The sequence below is a fragment of the Domibacillus iocasae genome, from assembly GCF_001750285.1.
Lineage (GTDB): Bacteria > Bacillota > Bacilli > Bacillales > Domibacillaceae > Domibacillus > Domibacillus iocasae.
This window is the reverse complement of the sequence record NZ_MAMP01000015.1, coordinates 1-17,591: the sequence shown is the minus strand read 5'-3', so window position 1 is coordinate 17,591 and position 17,591 is coordinate 1. Positions and strand designations below refer to the sequence as shown.

The 17,591-nt window shown below is 35.6% G+C and carries 19 protein-coding genes and 1 pseudogene; 4 read left to right on the top strand and 16 right to left on the bottom strand.

The genetic code is table 11. The features are described from left to right. Positions 1–21: 21 nt before the first annotated feature. Positions 22–549: a hypothetical protein gene (locus BA724_RS19230; RefSeq protein WP_245676167.1), complete on the bottom strand. Its 528-nt coding sequence runs from the start codon at positions 547–549 to the stop codon at positions 22–24. On the opposite strand from BA724_RS19230, the gene BA724_RS19225 reads away from it, so the two are divergent. After that, positions 475–630 carry a site-specific integrase gene (locus BA724_RS19225; protein WP_425389003.1) on the top strand — a complete coding sequence of 52 codons (156 nt, stop codon included), beginning with the start codon at positions 475–477 and terminating at the stop codon, positions 628–630. The genes BA724_RS19230 and BA724_RS19225 overlap by 75 nt on opposite strands. A 114-nt stretch (positions 631–744) precedes the next feature. Here the strand turns inward: BA724_RS19225 and hpaB are convergent, their stop codons facing one another. After that, a complete protein-coding gene (gene hpaB, locus BA724_RS06785) occupies positions 745–2,181 on the bottom strand; it encodes a 4-hydroxyphenylacetate 3-monooxygenase, oxygenase component (protein ID WP_069937912.1) in 1,437 nt (478 codons plus the stop codon). Between the two features lie 417 nt (positions 2,182–2,598). Here hpaB and BA724_RS06780 point away from each other — a divergent pair, with 417 nt between their 5' ends. Next, the gene (locus BA724_RS06780; protein WP_069937911.1) at positions 2,599–3,450 is read left to right on the top strand and encodes an STAS domain-containing protein; all 852 of its coding nucleotides are present in this window, start codon (positions 2,599–2,601) and stop codon (positions 3,448–3,450) included. Positions 3,451–3,573: 123 nt separating this feature from the next. On the opposite strand, the gene BA724_RS06775 is transcribed toward BA724_RS06780, so the two are convergent. Next, positions 3,574–3,975: a hypothetical protein gene (locus BA724_RS06775; protein ID WP_141719890.1), complete on the bottom strand. Its 402-nt coding sequence runs from the start codon at positions 3,973–3,975 to the stop codon at positions 3,574–3,576. A gap of 917 nt (positions 3,976–4,892) precedes the next feature. Here BA724_RS06775 and BA724_RS06770 point away from each other — a divergent pair. After that, positions 4,893–7,064 carry a putative bifunctional diguanylate cyclase/phosphodiesterase gene (locus BA724_RS06770; protein ID WP_169818520.1) on the top strand — a complete coding sequence of 724 codons (2,172 nt, stop codon included), beginning with the start codon at positions 4,893–4,895 and terminating at the stop codon, positions 7,062–7,064. A gap of 241 nt (positions 7,065–7,305) precedes the next feature. Here BA724_RS06770 and BA724_RS06765 read toward each other — a convergent pair whose 3' ends face one another. The 8 genes and pseudogenes from BA724_RS06765 to BA724_RS06730 form a co-directional block, all read right to left on the bottom strand. Continuing rightward, the gene (locus BA724_RS06765) at positions 7,306–7,554 is read right to left on the bottom strand and encodes a hypothetical protein (protein ID WP_069937909.1); all 249 of its coding nucleotides are present in this window, start codon (positions 7,552–7,554) and stop codon (positions 7,306–7,308) included. Positions 7,555–7,659: 105 nt separating this feature from the next. Then, positions 7,660–8,091 (bottom strand): hypothetical protein, encoded by a 432-nt coding sequence (locus tag BA724_RS06760; protein ID WP_069937908.1) that lies wholly within the window; start codon positions 8,089–8,091, stop codon positions 7,660–7,662. A gap of 22 nt (positions 8,092–8,113) precedes the next feature. Beyond that, positions 8,114–8,458 (bottom strand): hypothetical protein, encoded by a 345-nt coding sequence (locus tag BA724_RS06755; protein ID WP_141719889.1) that lies wholly within the window; start codon positions 8,456–8,458, stop codon positions 8,114–8,116. Positions 8,459–8,791: 333 nt separating this feature from the next. Further along, on the bottom strand, positions 8,792–9,238 hold the full coding sequence (locus tag BA724_RS06750; RefSeq protein WP_069937906.1) for a hypothetical protein: 447 nt from the start codon (positions 9,236–9,238) through the stop codon (positions 8,792–8,794). Between the two features lies 1 nt (position 9,239). After that, entirely contained in the window at positions 9,240–9,419 is a 180-nt protein-coding gene (locus BA724_RS19220) for a polymorphic toxin type 30 domain-containing protein (RefSeq protein ID WP_169818519.1), read from the bottom strand. A gap of 77 nt (positions 9,420–9,496) precedes the next feature. Beyond that, a complete protein-coding gene (locus BA724_RS06745; protein ID WP_069937905.1) occupies positions 9,497–10,174 on the bottom strand; it encodes a DUF2711 family protein in 678 nt (225 codons plus the stop codon). Between the two features lie 21 nt (positions 10,175–10,195). Then, a pseudogene (locus BA724_RS17930) lies at positions 10,196–10,923 on the bottom strand (IS1595 family transposase); the annotation flags it as partial. 233 nt (positions 10,924–11,156) lie between these two features. After that, positions 11,157–11,372, bottom strand: a complete 216-nt coding sequence (locus BA724_RS06730) for an IS3 family transposase (protein WP_069937902.1) — start codon at positions 11,370–11,372, stop codon at positions 11,157–11,159. 432 nt (positions 11,373–11,804) lie between these two features. Here BA724_RS06730 and BA724_RS06725 point away from each other — a divergent pair, with 432 nt between their 5' ends. Then, positions 11,805–12,797 carry a metallophosphoesterase gene (locus tag BA724_RS06725; protein ID WP_083256118.1) on the top strand — a complete coding sequence of 331 codons (993 nt, stop codon included), beginning with the start codon at positions 11,805–11,807 and terminating at the stop codon, positions 12,795–12,797. Positions 12,798–12,970: 173 nt separating this feature from the next. On the opposite strand, the gene BA724_RS18570 is transcribed toward BA724_RS06725, so the two are convergent. The 5 genes from BA724_RS18570 to BA724_RS06705 all read right to left on the bottom strand — a co-directional run bounded on the left by BA724_RS18570 (position 12,971) and on the right by BA724_RS06705 (position 17,334). After that, complete coding sequence (locus BA724_RS18570) at positions 12,971–13,144, bottom strand: SPOR domain-containing protein (RefSeq protein ID WP_169818518.1); 174 nt, start codon at positions 13,142–13,144, stop codon at positions 12,971–12,973. Positions 13,145–14,140: 996 nt separating this feature from the next. After that, on the bottom strand, positions 14,141–15,022 hold the full coding sequence (locus tag BA724_RS06720; protein WP_069937901.1) for a PhzF family phenazine biosynthesis protein: 882 nt from the start codon (positions 15,020–15,022) through the stop codon (positions 14,141–14,143). 252 nt (positions 15,023–15,274) lie between these two features. Continuing rightward, on the bottom strand, positions 15,275–15,772 hold the full coding sequence (locus BA724_RS06715) for a GNAT family N-acetyltransferase (protein ID WP_069937900.1): 498 nt from the start codon (positions 15,770–15,772) through the stop codon (positions 15,275–15,277). Positions 15,773–15,945: 173 nt separating this feature from the next. Next, positions 15,946–16,383 (bottom strand): GNAT family N-acetyltransferase, encoded by a 438-nt coding sequence (locus BA724_RS06710; protein WP_069937899.1) that lies wholly within the window; start codon positions 16,381–16,383, stop codon positions 15,946–15,948. 246 nt (positions 16,384–16,629) lie between these two features. Further along, positions 16,630–17,334: a hypothetical protein gene (locus tag BA724_RS06705; RefSeq protein ID WP_069937898.1), complete on the bottom strand. Its 705-nt coding sequence runs from the start codon at positions 17,332–17,334 to the stop codon at positions 16,630–16,632. Between the last annotated feature and the right edge of the window lie 257 nt (positions 17,335–17,591).

Genomic DNA, 17,591 nt, shown 5'->3' with positions numbered 1-17,591 from the left:
GCAAAATGTTGGATAAATATGTTATATTGAATGAAACATATTGAAGAGAAAATGAGAGATTTTGATGGCTGGAAAACAAGGACAAACAGCGTAGATCCAATCTGGGATCCAGAGCAGATCCGGGCAATGAAGGAGTATCTGCTTCACCAGCCGTAACGGGATTATTTTTTGTTTACCTTCGGTATGAATTCTGGGCTGCGTATCAGCGATATGGTGGGATTGCTTTTGATGGATGTCCGAAATACGGATCATTTGCGCATTAAAGAGAAAAAACAGGCAAATTCCAAAAAATTCGCAAGACCGGCGCTTTAAAACAGGCAATCGAGAAATATACGCGCCAGATGGCCTATTCTTCTGACCTATTGTTTCCTTCCCGAAAGCCCAAGGTCCAATTGGGCGCGAAACTGCCTGGAGGGTCATTAATGGGGTTGCAAGGGCGTGTGACTTAAATGGAGCGCCATCGGCACGCATACAATGCGAAAAACGTTTGGCTACCACTTTTATCAGCAGACAAAAGATGTGGCGATGCTTCAGCAGATCTTTGGCCATTCTGCTCCGTCTGTAACTCTTCGGTATATTGGAATTAATGAGGATATGATGGACCAAGCGTTACAAAGTTTTTCGCTTTGATTAATTACATAATACCAGCTGAAAAAATGAGAATACTTCTAAAATAGTGAAAATGAAAAGCCCCCTTAGCGCTCAACAAAGGGGGTACCTTAAAAGTATAAATTGTTAGTCTGACTATTCTTGTAAAAAAGTCTTCACTCGTTTTACATACGGTTCCTTATCATAGGAAAAATACAATTTACTCGAAAGTTGAATAGGATCACCAAAGAAAAATCTTTCATAAAGCGTTTCGCGTGTACCAAATGAGCTCATCGTTAAATCCCATGCTAAACGGAAAATCTTAACGCGATCCTCTGCATTTCTGGATTTAGCCTGCAAATATTGATCTAAATCTTTTCGAATACTGGATTGAAAAGTATTTTCTGTTGGAATCGTCACCAATCCACTTGCCCCTAACAGCTGAATGATCTCAGCAAACCTTGGATAAACCCGTGAAAATAAGTTGCTGGCGATTTGGAGTGTTGTTTGATCTGGCCGCATAAAGCCCCATTCATCAATTTCGGCTTCGATCTCTGACTTGATCACCAAGGCTTTCATCGTTTCTAATGCGACGATAACTTCAGAAGCTTTTTCCTGAACGTGCTGGTATTCCGCGATATTAATCGTATCGATAATGGACTGAATAATTCCTAAAACAAACTCTGTTTTAACAATCTGTCTAGAGACAACTTGATGCAATGTAAAAGGTAAAAACGAACTAGAAGCCATAAAGCTGTTCGATACTTCTAGGTTGTCATAATAAAACACACGTTCCCACGGAACCAGCACATTGTCGAAAACAACAATCGTATCCATTTCCTCAAAGCGTGAGCTTAATGGATAATTAAAGGAAGAGTCTCCTTCAACAAATGAATCCCTGCAAATAAATTTAAGGCCTTTACTATTACTTGGTATAGAAAAAGCAAAACCTTTCGCTTTATCCTGAATACCACCTGCTGAAAAAACCATTATTTCATCCGTTATTCCACCCTGTGTGGCCAGTAATCGAGCACCTTTTACGATGATACCCTCTTTGTTCTTTTTTATCACTTTCGCTGCAATAGGTTCATCGGTATCTTCAAAATAAAATTTTGCTCGATTTACTTGTGGATCAATAAATGTGTGTGTCATGGATACGTCATTTTCGCGTGCATATTCGTAGAACTTTATTATATTTTCAGGAAAACAATTTTCTTTTCCTTTCAAAAAATTCGCAGATGATGCAAACGCCATTAATACTGTATTCATATAGTCTGGACTTCTTCCCATCATTCCATTGTTCGATATAGCCCATTGTTGGATCATTGCTCGTCTCTTTATTAGATCATCTCTTATTTTCGGCTGTAAATACGACATACCTACAGGCTCTCCAGTTAATGGTGATGGATAGGTCATGACATCTTTTAATGATTTAGCAAGCTGTAGGTCATATAACGCTGCTTGACTTTTCATTATCCCCTTGAATGCAGGGTATTCGGAAATTTTGCCTGTCACAGGGGCTCCATCTATCCATACACACGTTTTTAGCTGATCAATCCGTTCAATGTAATCCTTGCCGGTTATAGCAGGCATACGAACACTCCTAAAAGTTAGTTCATTGTTTTTATAATGGCCGTATAGAAGCCGTTCATCCATTTCTTTAGTTACAGCATATTAAAATGGCCTATTGATTGTTACTATTAGGCGACCTTATGTATCGCATAAGCACTAATTAATAAAAAATGAAAGGAAAATGAAAATAAGGAGCTGAGAATGAAATAAAGGCTAAGTAGCACAAAACTATGTGCTCTGCGAAAAGATTGACTCGGGTTAAACATGACATGATAAGCATTCCAAATTAAGAGCTTCCAATGACCTATATCTGCTCTTTTTCTCTGTATATACCTTAAAATCAACATTTCTACGTTTAAAATTTTTGTGCGGACTATTGTCATGATATGATAGTCCAATGATTTGAAATTTGCTGACGAAAGAAGCGTGGACGTTTATATGAATACAACATACACAAGACCAAACAATACCCAATTTCGAGATATTGAAGAAGCGGCCATTCGAGCGCTTCAATTAATGGCGGAATTCGTTGACATAAATACATTGTTTATCGCGCGGAATGACGGAAAAACAAATCGCATGATAAAAGTGTTTAACAAAGAAGATATATTGGTATCTGAAGGAGAAGAACTTCCTTTTTACGAAAGCTATTGCAGCTTAAGTGTAAAGCATGGAGACAGAATCCTCATTATTCCTGATTTAAGTATGGATGAAAAAACAAAAGAAATGAATGTAACGAAACATTTAGGAGGCGGCACGTTTATCGCCATTCCCATTAATTATAAAGATGGCGAAAACTATGGAACGATTTGTGGACTGGATACGAAAAAACACTCTTTTACTGATGAACAAATATCGCTTTTTGAAACGATGTCTTCCTTGTTAACGTATGTACTTGAACTTGATTATTCACATCAGCAGCTTTATCAAACAGCAGCACCCGTTGTGCCGATTACAAGCGGCGTCGCGATCCTGCCAGTTGTTGGCGACATCGATGAACGTCGGGCGGAAGGCATCATTGAAACAGCTCTGTTTAAAAGCCAAGAACTTAGACTCAATCACCTTGTCATTGATTTATCCGGTATTATGTACATAAATGAAACCGTAATCGCATCGCTCTTGAAAATCGTCACAATCTTAAAACTCATTGGCGTGACTCCGATATTAACGGGGTTTCAGCCGGATCTTGCCATGAAAGCCGTTCAGATGAATGCGGAGTTGGGTACTATTTTAATCGTGGCCAACTTGGAGCAAGCGCTGAATCATATTGGATTTGAGCTTAAAAAGTAAACAGGTCTTCCGTAAAATGGCAGACCGGTTTTTATATTTAGGCTTTGTTAAAGCCTAATGTTGATAAAAGCCCTGTTGTTTGTTCTGTGATACACCTTATGGACGTACTGTTGACTAACTGCTTTAGGGATAATAAGGCGATGTTCTTGTTTCCGTTTCTAATGAAGCATAAGTGAATTCCATTCGTCTCGATTCTGCATCACCAAAAAAATTAGTGCTATAAACCGTTTCAATACTTACACTTTCTGACAGTGAACGCTCAAGCTCAATCCATGATACATACCTATCATTAAAGCTACCTACCTGCCTTAATAAAGCAAATGGCTTTTTAGCAATTACTTCATTTCTGTCTAAGTAAACAACTCGAACAGTCTTCCAACCAAATATTCCTGTCCCATATTGAATAACTTGAATATGACGGTCTGTATAAGGTGAGTGACTTTCCAATACTACCTCTTTGTCCAAAAAGACTACATAGAAAAGAAAAAGGAATATTATAACCCATACTTTTTTTAAAGTCTTCACCCTCATTTTGCACACCTCATAGTAAAATTTTAATAAACAGTATCGGTCAACTGCTGCTCAATCTAAAAATAAGATTGTTCATTTATACGGACCCACTGTTGAATAACAATTGAGTTGTTTTGCTCTTAATGTTTTAGGAACTGTTAAACGACAGTATTGATATTCCATCAAAAGAACAAATAAAGGAGCAAGTACTTCCCTTATTTGTTCTTTCTTTAACTAACGCCCTCGTTACTTTAAGGACATTATTTCACAAACTTTTAATGGTAGAGAACCTTCAGATCGAATCCACGCTGTTTTTCCCTTTTCTAGCAACCATGAAAACCCCTCTTTTTTCATTCGTTTTGTTATATTAAATATAATATAAATATCCAATATGTCGTATTCAAAGATCGGCATCCAAGCGAAAACAGGTGTGATCCCTTGATAACTAAGGGATCACACCTGTTTTCTCGTTCATTTCCAAATGCAACAAAATACCCTTTATGTTGTATTCACTACTTGTTAGATTGATAAATCTTTTAATTCAATAAGCTCCTATCCTCACCCTATATCTTTAAGATCTAAAAAATAAGCCGATATATTTATTAATATGTTTGGTTAGAGGTAATCTTTAAATTATTCAATTAAATCTGTTTGAATATCTTATACATATGGAGTTGACATAACGTCACATTATCAGTAACAAATCCCCCTCAGATTCTGTGAAATTTGAGTGGGATAACAGCATTTCATTTGATTTTTTCAAGATAATACCAACGAAGTAGAATTTTTCATTTCTACCCTTCTCAAATTCATACACTTTAAACAATTGAGGCGATTATATGGCGTCCTTTAGACGGTCTGCATTTCTTTTTATTCTTATCTACTTTTTTACATTTTGTACTTGGATTTTTATCTTTCGGGAAAATGACTGGATGCGCTTTTTAGGGACAAATATTTTTTCAATGATAGGAAGCATGGTCAGTTTTATTTGGCTATTTCAAACTTATCAGGTTACAACGACAAAATATCGATATTTTTGGCTTCTACTAAGTATTGGAGCGTTGTTTTATACTGCGGCCTATAGTATCTGTTTTTACTATCAAAATATTTTATCAATAGCGCTCCCCTATCCAAGCTGGGCAGATATCTTGTGGTTAGCAACTTACTCCATTTATTTAATTGCCTTTATCTATAGAGCAAAATTGATGCTCAACTCTGTGTCAATTAGGCCATTTATCTTTAATATTGTTCTCTTCATGATTATAGTTGTTGCCCTAAGTCTTCAATATATAATTGAACCTATTTGTGAAATATCTGGTAACTCAATAAGTTATACTTTGGTCACCTTGGCTTATCCAATATTTGATTTAGGGTTCTTACTTGTTGCCATCAGTTTATATTATCTTTCCCAATGCCGGGATCAAAAAATATTTTTCCTGGTCATTTTCACTGGATTTATTATACAAATTATTGGGGATTTACTTTATGTTTATTATTCTTTAAACAACACTTCGGCCGTAGGTTATTTTATTGATCCCTTTTGGCAAATCCCATTATTGTTAAAAGGCTTAGCAGGATTATACTCTCAGGAACATCAAAAGGAAACTAACTCTACTTCTCCTCATTATGTAAAGAGTAACTATAGTATTTTTCTTTATGTAAGTGTTATTTTTCTTTTGCTATTGATTATTTATAAGAACTATCACCATATAGACTTCCTAATTATCGGCTTCTCTCTTACCGTCCTACTAATTATCGTACGCCAGCTTTCGATAATGAAAAAAAACGAAAAATTAATGGAAGAATATAAATATTTAGCGTATCACGATCCCCTGACCAGCTTATATAACCGATCTAAGTTCAACGTTGATATACAGGAGGTGCTTAACCAGGCCAAAAGCAACGGAAATATGGCAGCTTTGTTGGTAATTGATTTAGACCGTTTTAAAGGGGTAAATGACACTTTAGGACATTATATAGGAGACGAATTACTAAAAGAATTTTCGCAACGAATACAAACCGTCTTGCAAGAACGCGGTATTGTCTATCGGATAGGGGGAGATGAATTTCTGATTTTGCTTCCTCAAATAACCGATATGTCTCTTATTCTTACCGTAGTAGAAAGCATTCTAAAAGGCTCAAGTAAACCCTTTTCAATTAAAGGTAATAAACTTGTGATCACTCCAAGTATAGGAATAAGCATCTATCCGGAACAAGGAGAAGATGCCGAACTATTACTCAAAAATGCTGATGCAGCCATGTATCTAGCAAAAGAAAAAGGGAAAAATAATTTTCAGTTATATAATCCAACAATTCATAACCTACTGTTTCGAAAAATGAATATAGAAAATGGTTTAAGAGGGGCTATTGAGAAGAACCAGTTTTCTCTTCATTATCAGCCCAAAGTAGACATGCGTACAGGAAAGATGGTTGGAACGGAGGCTTTACTGCGATGGGAACATCCGGAACTTGGGATTGTTTCTCCTGCTGAATTTATTCCAGTAGCTGAAGAAACGGGGCAAATTGTTTCGATTGGCGAATGGGTGCTGAAAACAGCTTGTGAACAAATAAAAAAGTGGCAGACCGCAGGACTGCCTTTAATATACCTGTCAGTAAATGTTTCTGTCCGTCAATTTCAACAAAATGATTTTATTCAAATGGTCCGTAATATCCTACAAGAAACCCATTTAGATGCTCATTTTCTTGAACTAGAAATTACTGAAAGTATTATACAGAATCTAAAGCAGTCTACTGAAATACTCTATGACCTAAGAGTACTCGGAGTTCGAACGTCAATTGATGATTTTGGTACCGGCTATTCATCCTTATACGCCTTGAAAACATTACCAGTCGATGTCATAAAATTGGATAAATCTTTCATTGATGACCTTAATGATCCAGCTAATCAAGCCATAGTAAAAGCCATTACAGAGATTGGAACGAGCTTAAATCTCCAAGTCATCGCTGAAGGAATAGAAGAGGAACAGCAGGTTAAAATGCTGTTAAAACACAATTGTAGATATGGACAAGGCTACCTTTTTGGAAGACCTGTACCCGCAAAAGAATTTGAAAAACACTTGCTAAACAATAGGAACTTTGTGTAAAGGATTATTGACTAACCAAAAACCTGTATTTGGCATTTAGCTGATGTACCAAATAGTAGTATATTTATTCGTTATTAATATAATTTATTCATTCTGATTTTGTCGCTTGACATGGAGCCTCTGCGGACAAATTTTTTCAAAAAAAATCAGAGCAATAAAAGAGCAATAAAAAAGAGCAGCAGTCCGAGGGCAGCCGCTCTTTTTTTATTTTTGAGCAAACAAATAGCGCCCTGTAGGATGCTTAATCATTTTTCTTATGTTGGATAAATTCTCTCACTGCTTGCAGAACCATTTCTATGATCCGCTTATCCTCTTCATCTTTTGGAGATCTGTAAAAACGTACTTCCTGAACGTATGCCGGCGAGTCTCCCATCAGCATGAAGAGAACATTAACGCACTCATCCAAATCAATGATACCCCCCACTAACAGCTCATCAATCCTTCCTAAATCAGTATCATCAATAAAAAGATCTTTGTTTATAATTTCCACAGATTTCTCACCTCTTTAACAATTATAATGAAAACGGAAGAAACATAAGAGTATAAAAACACTATGCTTTGTAAATTTATAAGAACGACCTTAGACTGATGAAGCTTAGTTAATTTGAAGATAGTCTACCTTGACTTTTTCAAAGTCTGTAAACAACTTCTTATCATCGATAGAAAATTTTTCTTTTTTTAATCTTTTTACTATAAGAGAAAGAGCCTCTTGGAAGCAATTTATTAGATATTCTCTAATTTCATAATCAGATTTTTCTTCCCATCTAGATTTTGGCATACCTATATCAACTGTAATATATCGATATTTTTTACTTAATCTTAATTTTTCACATCCTTCAAACTTCCAATAATAAATATTACCGTCTATTCTCCCAATAGGTGCAAATTCATCAACGTCATTTGAATACGGATAATCACAATATTTATCTAATAACAAACTCAGTTTAATTAGGTGAGGTTGCATAACTTCACCAGCTTTTGGACCACCTATTTGACATCCAAAAGTAATATAAGATGAACTTTCCATATTATCATCTCCGTTTACCGGCCTAGCGTTCTCGATTATGAGGACCTGGTCGGGTTTCTACTAATCTACGTTCCATTTTTAAGATAGTTTTTCTAGGACCACGTTTTAATGCAATTACCCGTCCTTTGCCTATTTGTTTCTTGGTATATCTTTTTGTTGGGTCTTTATGTTTAGTTATCTCCCATTTAAGAAGATTACCATGTTCGTCTACTTTTTTATATAAAGTTGCGGGATTATAGTTTGATCTATTCCCGTGCCCCTTACCAGTTTTCAGTTTTTCTTTATACCTTTTGGCTGCATATTTAACACTTTTTTTCGCGACGTATTTTATAACGAGCCGGCCACCGACATATACACCTACCGCCACAAGTGGATGCTCGCCATCCGGGTTATCTAGCATTACGGGATTGTTCTGTACATAAGCATATACTACTTGTGGCGGTCAACTGATTGTTTGCATTAATACATATATGAAAATAGAAATGGTAATGATTCTTACCTATAAACTAAAAACAGCCCTTTCTTCAATTGTTATTGTTAATAGCCGTCCGTAATCGTGACTGTATTTTCATCTTCTTAATAAGTTTTTCTTGTAAAAAAAGAACCTCGCTGCTTCAAAAATTAACAGGCGAGGTTCTTCCTATACTTATTATCTGTCAAATGTTAAGCAGTAGTGTACTTACAAAACTAGCTTGTAATTTCAATCTGTATTCTTTAAAAAATCAATAGCCATATAAGCTGCCTCTCTTACATCAATAGATTTGTGGCTTTTGTATTTTTCAAGTAACCCCAAGAAATCTTTATCTCTAGAGTAGCCTAAAACTTCGAGGATGTTGGACAGTGAATAATCGTCTAACCGTTCTAGATACTGTATAGTAGACTTAAAATCAAAATCTCTTATATCTTGATACATAAATATAAGGTTTATTGCATCAGAAATTCGCCTTATAATTTCATTCTTTTTTTCTATTATTAATTTTGAAAAAAGGAAATCTAATATCTCATTAATTCCTTCAATATTTTCATCTTTGTATTCATAGCTCTCTACAAGGTCACAAAGAACATAAAGTGCTTTTAATTTTGAAGAATCATTTTGCTCATAAGCAGAAGATATATCTAAGAATAAATTATTTTTTTCACCTGACAATTTAGCGTCTCCTTCTTGTTGGAATGTGAGTAGAGTTTCCTACACTTTCATCATAATAAGGGCTCTTTTTATTCAACAAATTCTTTTTATGCCAATTTCCTTTAGAATCCATAAACCATTTTCCTCTTTGAACCCTCATAGTCCAACCTTTTCTAGCATTTGACCCTTTTGGAGCAGACAACAAATTTACCGATATTTGGAGAGGGTATCAAAATTAACATTGTAATTTAAAGGAACTTCTAAGCTAGAAGTTCCTTATTACATATACCAGTCAATAGAGGTTTTTTGGTCGCATATTATAGCTTCCCAATTCATCAATTGAACAATATCCTCAATGCTTTCATCTTTCGCAAACAACAAGGTTGTAAAGGAGTCATACAAACTCATAAAACCGTAATCCGTATTTTCATCAGCCACAATTAACTCTAGACCCGACAGGTTACATATATCTAATGAAGACGTATCGTTGATATTCAATAATCCATTATTATCGGATATTGGGTCTGAGAAATATAACTTTTTAGCTCCTTTTGAGCCAATGACTTTCAGTAAACTATCCATCAAAAACACGGATGTACTATCTTCTGTTGGATAAAAAAAATCTGGGTTGAGATTTAAATTTAATTTATTAGCTAAATCTTTTCTTTCATATTCTTTATTGAAAGCACCGATGGAAGTTATCAAAGCTAATGCCAGTTCTTTATAGGAATTTAAACCACTATCAGAAATCATTTTTCGCCAAGGAACGCATTTGCCAAGTGTAATGATCTCTTCATCGCTCGGATAAATGTGTTGATATGAGTTTTTCCTTATTGTTTTTTCCCACCCTGAAGGCATTTGGACAAAAGGGTGGAGTAATAGTGCTGCGGATTTAAAGTTGCCTGGAAGTTGTTTTAAGATGGATGACTTATCATTTAACCAAATATAATCTAACAAATTATACCCTCCTTTTAGACGTTAAATGCTGAATTTAGACAAACGTAAGCTATCATATGTATCTGTCATTTCCAATGCAAGTGATGACAGCAAAAACTCTTTAATATTGTGCCTAGTGCTTTCATTGCTGCGACTATCCACAAAGAGGAACCACGCAAGGTAATTAGCAAGATATTTTGTAGCCACGCTCTTAAAACGGTTTATCCATTGTTTTATACGTGAATGGAGATCATTCACATTTTGAATATGGTATAAGCCCTTTATAACGTGCTTTCCATCATTTGATTTAATTCGGTAATGTTCTATGCCTTTCTCTTTTGCGTAAGTTTTATAGCCTCTCCAAGCATCTGTTACAAGTATATTATCAGTTGTTAGCTTTGAACCAATCATTTTACCAATTTTGGTTTTTACAACACGTCCCATACAAGCAATTTTGGAGACAGTTGCTTTTGTACGGTCTCTCGCCACCAAAACACAAACCTGTTCGTGACTGATTCCTCTGTGCTTGGATTTCCCGCCACGTTTACGAGGTTTACGCCCAACAATGTCACTCTGCCCTTTTTGCGAGTATAAAAATAGGTCTCGTCAACTTCCACGATACCTTCAAATTGTTCAAAATCCATTTTTTTTAAGGCGTTTAACAGTTTGTGTCTCCAATAAAAAAGGGTAACCCAAGTAACCCCTATGATTTCAGCCGATTTTCGCAGAAAATAACCTCTAGACATACAATCAATGAATGTAATCCATTCCGTTACTCATGACTCGGCGATTTCGCCGATTCGTCTTGCAGCAACCGGTCAAAAAGACCGTTTTCTTTAAAAGTGATATCTGCCTTGTCCAGTGAGGACTCTCGCCTTTTAGGGAGTCCATTTATTCCGGAAATTCCTTTTTAGGGAGTCGCAAATGTCGCAATGGATTGTCAAGACTAAATCAGGCAACTTTTTAAAGGACAGTCGTTTGTATTCAATTGGACTCACATAGCCTAGGTTCCGTGAATTCGCAGCTTGTTAAACCAGTTGACATAGTCACTGAATTCGAGTGTAAGATGCTCCAAACTATCAAATTTCATTTGGCTGATAAACTCTGTTTTTATTACTTTGAACGTCACTAACATTTCATCAATCAGCTGGTTTTTGAACTCGCTGCCACGTGCTGTGTGAAACAGCTGGATGTCTCGCAGATCACCTTGAACTGACACTTATTTGGCTTCATAATAAGTATCTCCCTCGTGGAATTCTGCAGGACGTCCGCAGTTCTCATACCGAATATTTGTCTTGGTTTCGCTTGATGACATTTACGTTCACCCCATTATAGATTGAGGTAAAGAGTTCTTCAACCAAGTATATTACTGTTTTAGGAATGTAATTTTTAATGATTTAAAAATCGCATTATCGTTTGACAGAACCTCTTATTAAACTGCTTCGTTTAAATTGAAACCCTTTAATTTTCACACCAATACCCGATTATCCATTAAAAACACCAAAAACATTCGTAGTTTTACCGGTTGCAGGCTTTGTAAATCAAATATTAAGATTTTAAGAATCCCTAAAGATTGGGTAAATCTATCATTTTCTTCGATTTAATACATTATGATGAAAACGTTAGTTGAAAAATTGGAGGGAATTTATTAATGTCAATCAAACCAAGAAAATCAGGCGCGGCACAAAAATTCATGTATATGAGTGCTTCTGTCGCATTAGGGTTGTCTCTATTCGCATCAACATCTGCATCTGCAGAAAGGAACGAATATACAAACAAAAAGCCTTCCTTTGAATTCGGGCTTATTACCGATATCCAATACTGTGATTGTGATGAAGCGGGTGTACGCTATTACCGAAATTCGATAAGCAAACTGCAGGAAGCAACTGCTGAACTCAATCAGCATGATCTTAAGTTCACCGTACAGATGGGCGATATGATCGACCGGAACCTGGATAGTTTTAATACCATTCTTCCTTATTTCAACAAAATTGAAGGGCCAAAATATAACGTGCTCGGCAACCACGATTTCGCGGTACCAACAGACCAAGTGATCGACATTTTGGATATGAAGAATCAATATTATGACTTTGCTGAAAAAGGCTGGCGTTTTGTCGTGTTAGATACCAATGACCTGAGCCTGTATGCAAATGAACCTGGTTCCGCGAAATACCAACAAGCCGAAAAGATGTATAATCAACTAAAAGCGTCGGGAGCGAAAAATGCCCAGACCTGGAATGGCGGAGTAAGCTCCGAACAAATGACATGGCTACATAACGTTCTGAAAAAATCGGCTAAAAAGAATGAAAAAGTCGTGGTGATTGGGCATCATCCGGTATACCCTGCCAACGAGCACAATGCATGGAATGACGCAGATATTACGCGGGAACTAGAGTCCGCGGGCAATGTAGTGGCTTACTTTAACGGGCATAATCATGCAGGCAATTATAACGAGAAAAACGGAATCAAATATGTGACTTTCCAGGGCATGCTGGATACACCCGATACCAATGCGTACTCTGTAATCCAAGTGTTCAAGGATCGTTTAGAGATTGATGGTTTTGGCCGAGAGCCGGACCGCATAATCAAGGTGAATACTATTCACAAACACGATCAAGAGCAAAATGAACATGCCGAACATTAATAACAGCAGAACAAGTAAAAAAGAAAGTTGCCAAATTAAACAAAAATTCAAGCAGTGAACAATAAGAAAACTGCCCATCAACAAGGACTTTCCTGCTCTGTTGAGGGCAGTTCAATCAAATTCGATTTCTATTCATTCATTAATATACATCTTATTACCAATCCGATATTTGGTTACGGATACTTTTTGATAATAGGATTGTACCCATGTTCAGCATTAAGAAGCACCCGGGCTTCTTCAGCTGATTCAAGAGACGTAAACATTCCTGTATAAACCCGTGTATCCTTTTCTCCTTTAAATGCATTGAAGCCGATTTCTTTTGCTACTACTTTGACTGCTTTCGGCATGCCAAATGTGTCCCCCCTTATATCCTCCTAGACCAATTCCGGTCTTTTCAAGAAGCCGCACAGTAGCATGATGTATCCATATCTATCCATCCTCTATTATGAAATAACCATGCTTCAGGGCATTTTATTGACTCATTTCAATGCAACCTTTTTGTTTGTTTCGGAAATTCACTTTAAAAGGGTGCATTACTACAAACGGATAATCCGTCTTAAATCCTTATGTACCAGGGGTGCAGCTTGCAACCTTTCTGCTTCTGTTCCGTTTCGGAAAAGTAACGTTGTACTCCAAAAGTACAACAAACGTTACCCTTCAGCGTTACCATTCAAAACATCGATACAACAGGGTTTAAGCTGCATATATAGCCGCTTTGTTTGTTTTAGAAACAGCTAAAAAGGGTGCAACCTTTGCGGTATTTGAGTTTTGTTCCGGAAAAAACCTTAACATTTCTTAACATGTACTCCGTAAAAGTACTACGTAAAGATTAGCTCAAACCCCTTATCCAACAGGGTTTAGCGGTTGCAAATCTATGCATCCTTTTTTGTACAACATTTGGAGTACAAAAAATAAATACGGAGTACTCCATTCAAAATACTCCAAATAAAGAAGCGCTCCAATCGTAACGTTACTATTCAAAAGGAACGTTGTTTTAACGTTTCGACACGCCTTCAGACCGCACCGGCAAGCGGTTTGTAACGGTAAGTTTTAACGTTACAGCAAGAATTGAGTTTGTTTTTTTAAAACATCTAGTTTTGCCTAGTTTTGTAGCACAAGAAAAAACTTAGCATTTACTAACTTTTGTAGCATTTTAAATAAGAGGTTCTGCAAGGTTTTGTAACATTTGTATTTGGCAATTAAAAAATGCTGTTTACGGCTGTATGTTTTTTGAATGTAAGAAAGCCGAAAACATACAAAGAATGAATAAAAACTTGCATATTTTCGGCTTATGATAACTTTGGATATTAAACTTAAAGCACCCCGTTAGTTAAAGAAGAAAGTTATAAAAACCACTCACCCTGAGCAATTTTTTCTACCTTGCCTCCTACATAAACACTAATTCTTCCGTTTTCGTCACTTGCCTTTAGAAATAATAAAGAAGGTCTTTTTATTTCATATCCCTGCTCTACACGAATACTAATCTCACTTTTCTCAAAGTAACGATATTTAACTAAGTAAGAGGCTAAACAGCCATTCGCACTTCCAGTAGCTGCATCTTCGGGAACACCATAATAATCTGCAAAGTCTCGAACATTAACATCATTTTCCGAACTATATGCTTCAGGACAAAAAACCATAATTGCTTTTGCATCTGTATGTTCAATTAACTCAAAGTATTTTTCTTTATTAATCCTTACTTTTTTAACCGCTTCTAAAGATTTTAAGGGGACAATAATAACGGGAAGCCCTGTTGAAACCTCTTGAATAGGAAATTGATTATCTATGTATTCTTTATTAATATTTAAAACCTCAGAGATTTTATTTGCTTCTAGAACTTGGCCAAAAGTCGGTTCGTTCTGTTTCATCCAAATTACTTCATCTTGATTATCGAATACAACGGGTATCTGGCCAGCTTTAAAATTTAATAAAAGTTTATCCATGGGTTCTTCTAATAATTCGTTTTGAATAACATGTGCCGTTCCTAGAGTCGGGTGTCCAGCAAAAGGAACTTCTTCATTAGGAGTGAAAATACGAACATCATACCCCTTGTCTTGTATTGCGTTAGATAAAATAAAAGTAGTTTCAGAATAATTAACTTCCTTAGCTATTTGCTGCATTTCATGGTCAGAAATGTTTCCAGCATTTTTAAAAACAGCTAGTTGATTACCTGTATATTTCCCTTGTGAAAAAACATCAACAATAGAATAATTTATTTTGCTCAATAATTCCCTCTCCTTTATACACTTTTGTAATATTTAACCAATATAACATTTGTTGTGCATTAGTTTAATGGTAAATTGAAAAGTACTTTAATAAATTAATCTGCTCCGTTAGCTGTATAAGAAAAGGCTGCCGAAATGACAGCCGAGATATTAAACAAAAGCACCCGTTAGCCATTCATGCCGCACTTCGCAGCACCACAAATGATGAAATATTTATTATTCTTTCATAGGAGTTGAACAAAGTCTGGTCAATTATTTGTTTATTTTATAACCTTCATATACAATGTCCCAATCAAGAGGTCTGTTCATTCTATTTTCAATTTGTCCTAATGGCTTAAATCCAAATTGTGTATAAAGAGAATGAGCATCTTTTGTAGCAAGCTGAAAACTTGTTCCTTTTAATTTTGGATGTTCTGTAATTACACCCATTAACCATTTGCTAAGTCCCCGACCTCTATAATCAGGAAGTATAAAAACATCACCTATCCAAGAAAATCTTACAAGATCAGATACAACTCGGGCAAAACCAACCTGTATAGCTGGACCATCATGTGGATTCCCTTCGTACACTCCATAGCAAAGTATCGAATTTTCAATTGATGCTTCTACTAATTCTTTAGCAATCCCCTTTCCCCAGTAAGAATCGTTACTAAGGAAATTATGTATTACTTCTGTTTTCAAGAAACTCTTATTGGTACTGATGGTAAATCCACCATTGTTTGTCCAAAATGTTTTTGCGTATTCTACCATTTCATTCTCCCCTAATATAGATATGGATATTTACACCATTTTCCGTTTGTTTATTCAATCGCTTTATCTTTTCTTATTGAAGTAACCTGCCCCGCTAGCCATCCATGCCGCACTTTGCAGCACCACAGATGATGAAATATTTATTATTCTTTCAAGGGAGTTTAATATCGTACTTATTTTAAAGGTGTTTTAAACACATAACTTACTTTGTCATAATTCATCTTATCTTCATAAAAACGGTGTGCATCTATACGCTGTAACCCTGAAGATAGAGCAACACTTTCATACTTATTTTCTTTTGCCCATTCATGAACATATGTAAGTAGTTTTTCACCGTATCCTTTTGACCGTATATTAGTGTCCGTAACCAAATCACAAACCCAAACAAATCTTCCATAATAAAGTGTTGTCATTGGCTTAAACCCGGTAACAGCCACAATTTTATCATCATCAAATAAAGCCAAAATTTTATATCTATCTACTTCTTGTGCTTCCATTACTAATTCAAGATAAGTACCTTCCTCAAGATGAGTTCGTAACTGCTTCATAATTGGAAATGCTTCAATTACCTCATTACGTAATTTAAGTTCTTTAATTGTTAAAGTATTCAAAGTTAAAACTCCTTTTTGAATTTTTTGTAAATTAAGTCTATCATATTTTCTTGTTCAACTATACTGCCCCGTTAGCTCAATAAGAAAATTTTAACTTTTTACATGCAGTTGTCACTGTCCCTATTCTCAAACATTGGTTTATAGCATAACAAATAAAACCCGCAGTGGAATTAATCCAATGCGGGCTTTTTCTATATAATTATAGTAAAACTTCAAATACAACTTCTCTTCTCCGATGTTTTGATATTATTCATTCCAAAAATCTAATAAATCTTCATTTTGTTTATTCATTTGCTTAAGATAAATTTTGGCTGCTTCATAATCCATGCCCTGCCCTTCGAATATATTAATAGAATCCGCAAGACCTGCTAAGTTGTTTGGAAGTTCATAAAGAATTTTTTCATTATTTAATAATATAAACTTGTTCTCGCCTATGTCTAAATCTTTAAAGCCTCCATATCTCTCAGGAGAACCCCAGTCCTTTTCTTTAATAAATGGATATTTTTTAGCGCTTAAAATATCCATCACTGTATAGAAATTCTCTGATTTACGCTTGTATCTACCCTTTGTAACCACATAGGTGTCAATTTGTAGAATTCCTTCTGACCCATCGCTATTATATTCCGAAATGAAAAGTGATCCGCCAGGAATTTGGATATTTATTTTTTCATACATGAATTCATTAGCAAAATTAAAAAGCAACCTCTCTAAATCGTTTTCTTTTCCATTTTTAATATCTTCCTCAGAATACCCTTCTGCTTTTAGCACTTCGAGCTTTGTTTTTCTCGTTAAATTTGAAAAACCATATTCATGACTAAATGTCCATTCTCGTAACTTTAAAACTTCCCCATCAGGTTCTTCTTTTTCAACATAATCGATAAACCCTTCTAATATAGGCTTAACTAATAAATCATCAAATGTTTCCCTATCTATATCATTATATATTTTCAAGAGATTTACATAATGAGATAAGTTTCTTCATTAAGGATTTGAAATCTGCTGAAATGATTTTTTTGAAGAAGGTCTAAAAGTTGAAAAAATGAAGAGCATTGAGGATATACAAGCTAAGTAGAAATTAACCCCGGCCGAAACCGGGGCTTTGCTTTTTAACCCAAACTTCTGGTGATATATTTCTTGTATTCCTGAATAGCTATATGCCATGAGTACGACAACGGGGTTATTTCTTCTGGAGAAACAAAAATTTCGTT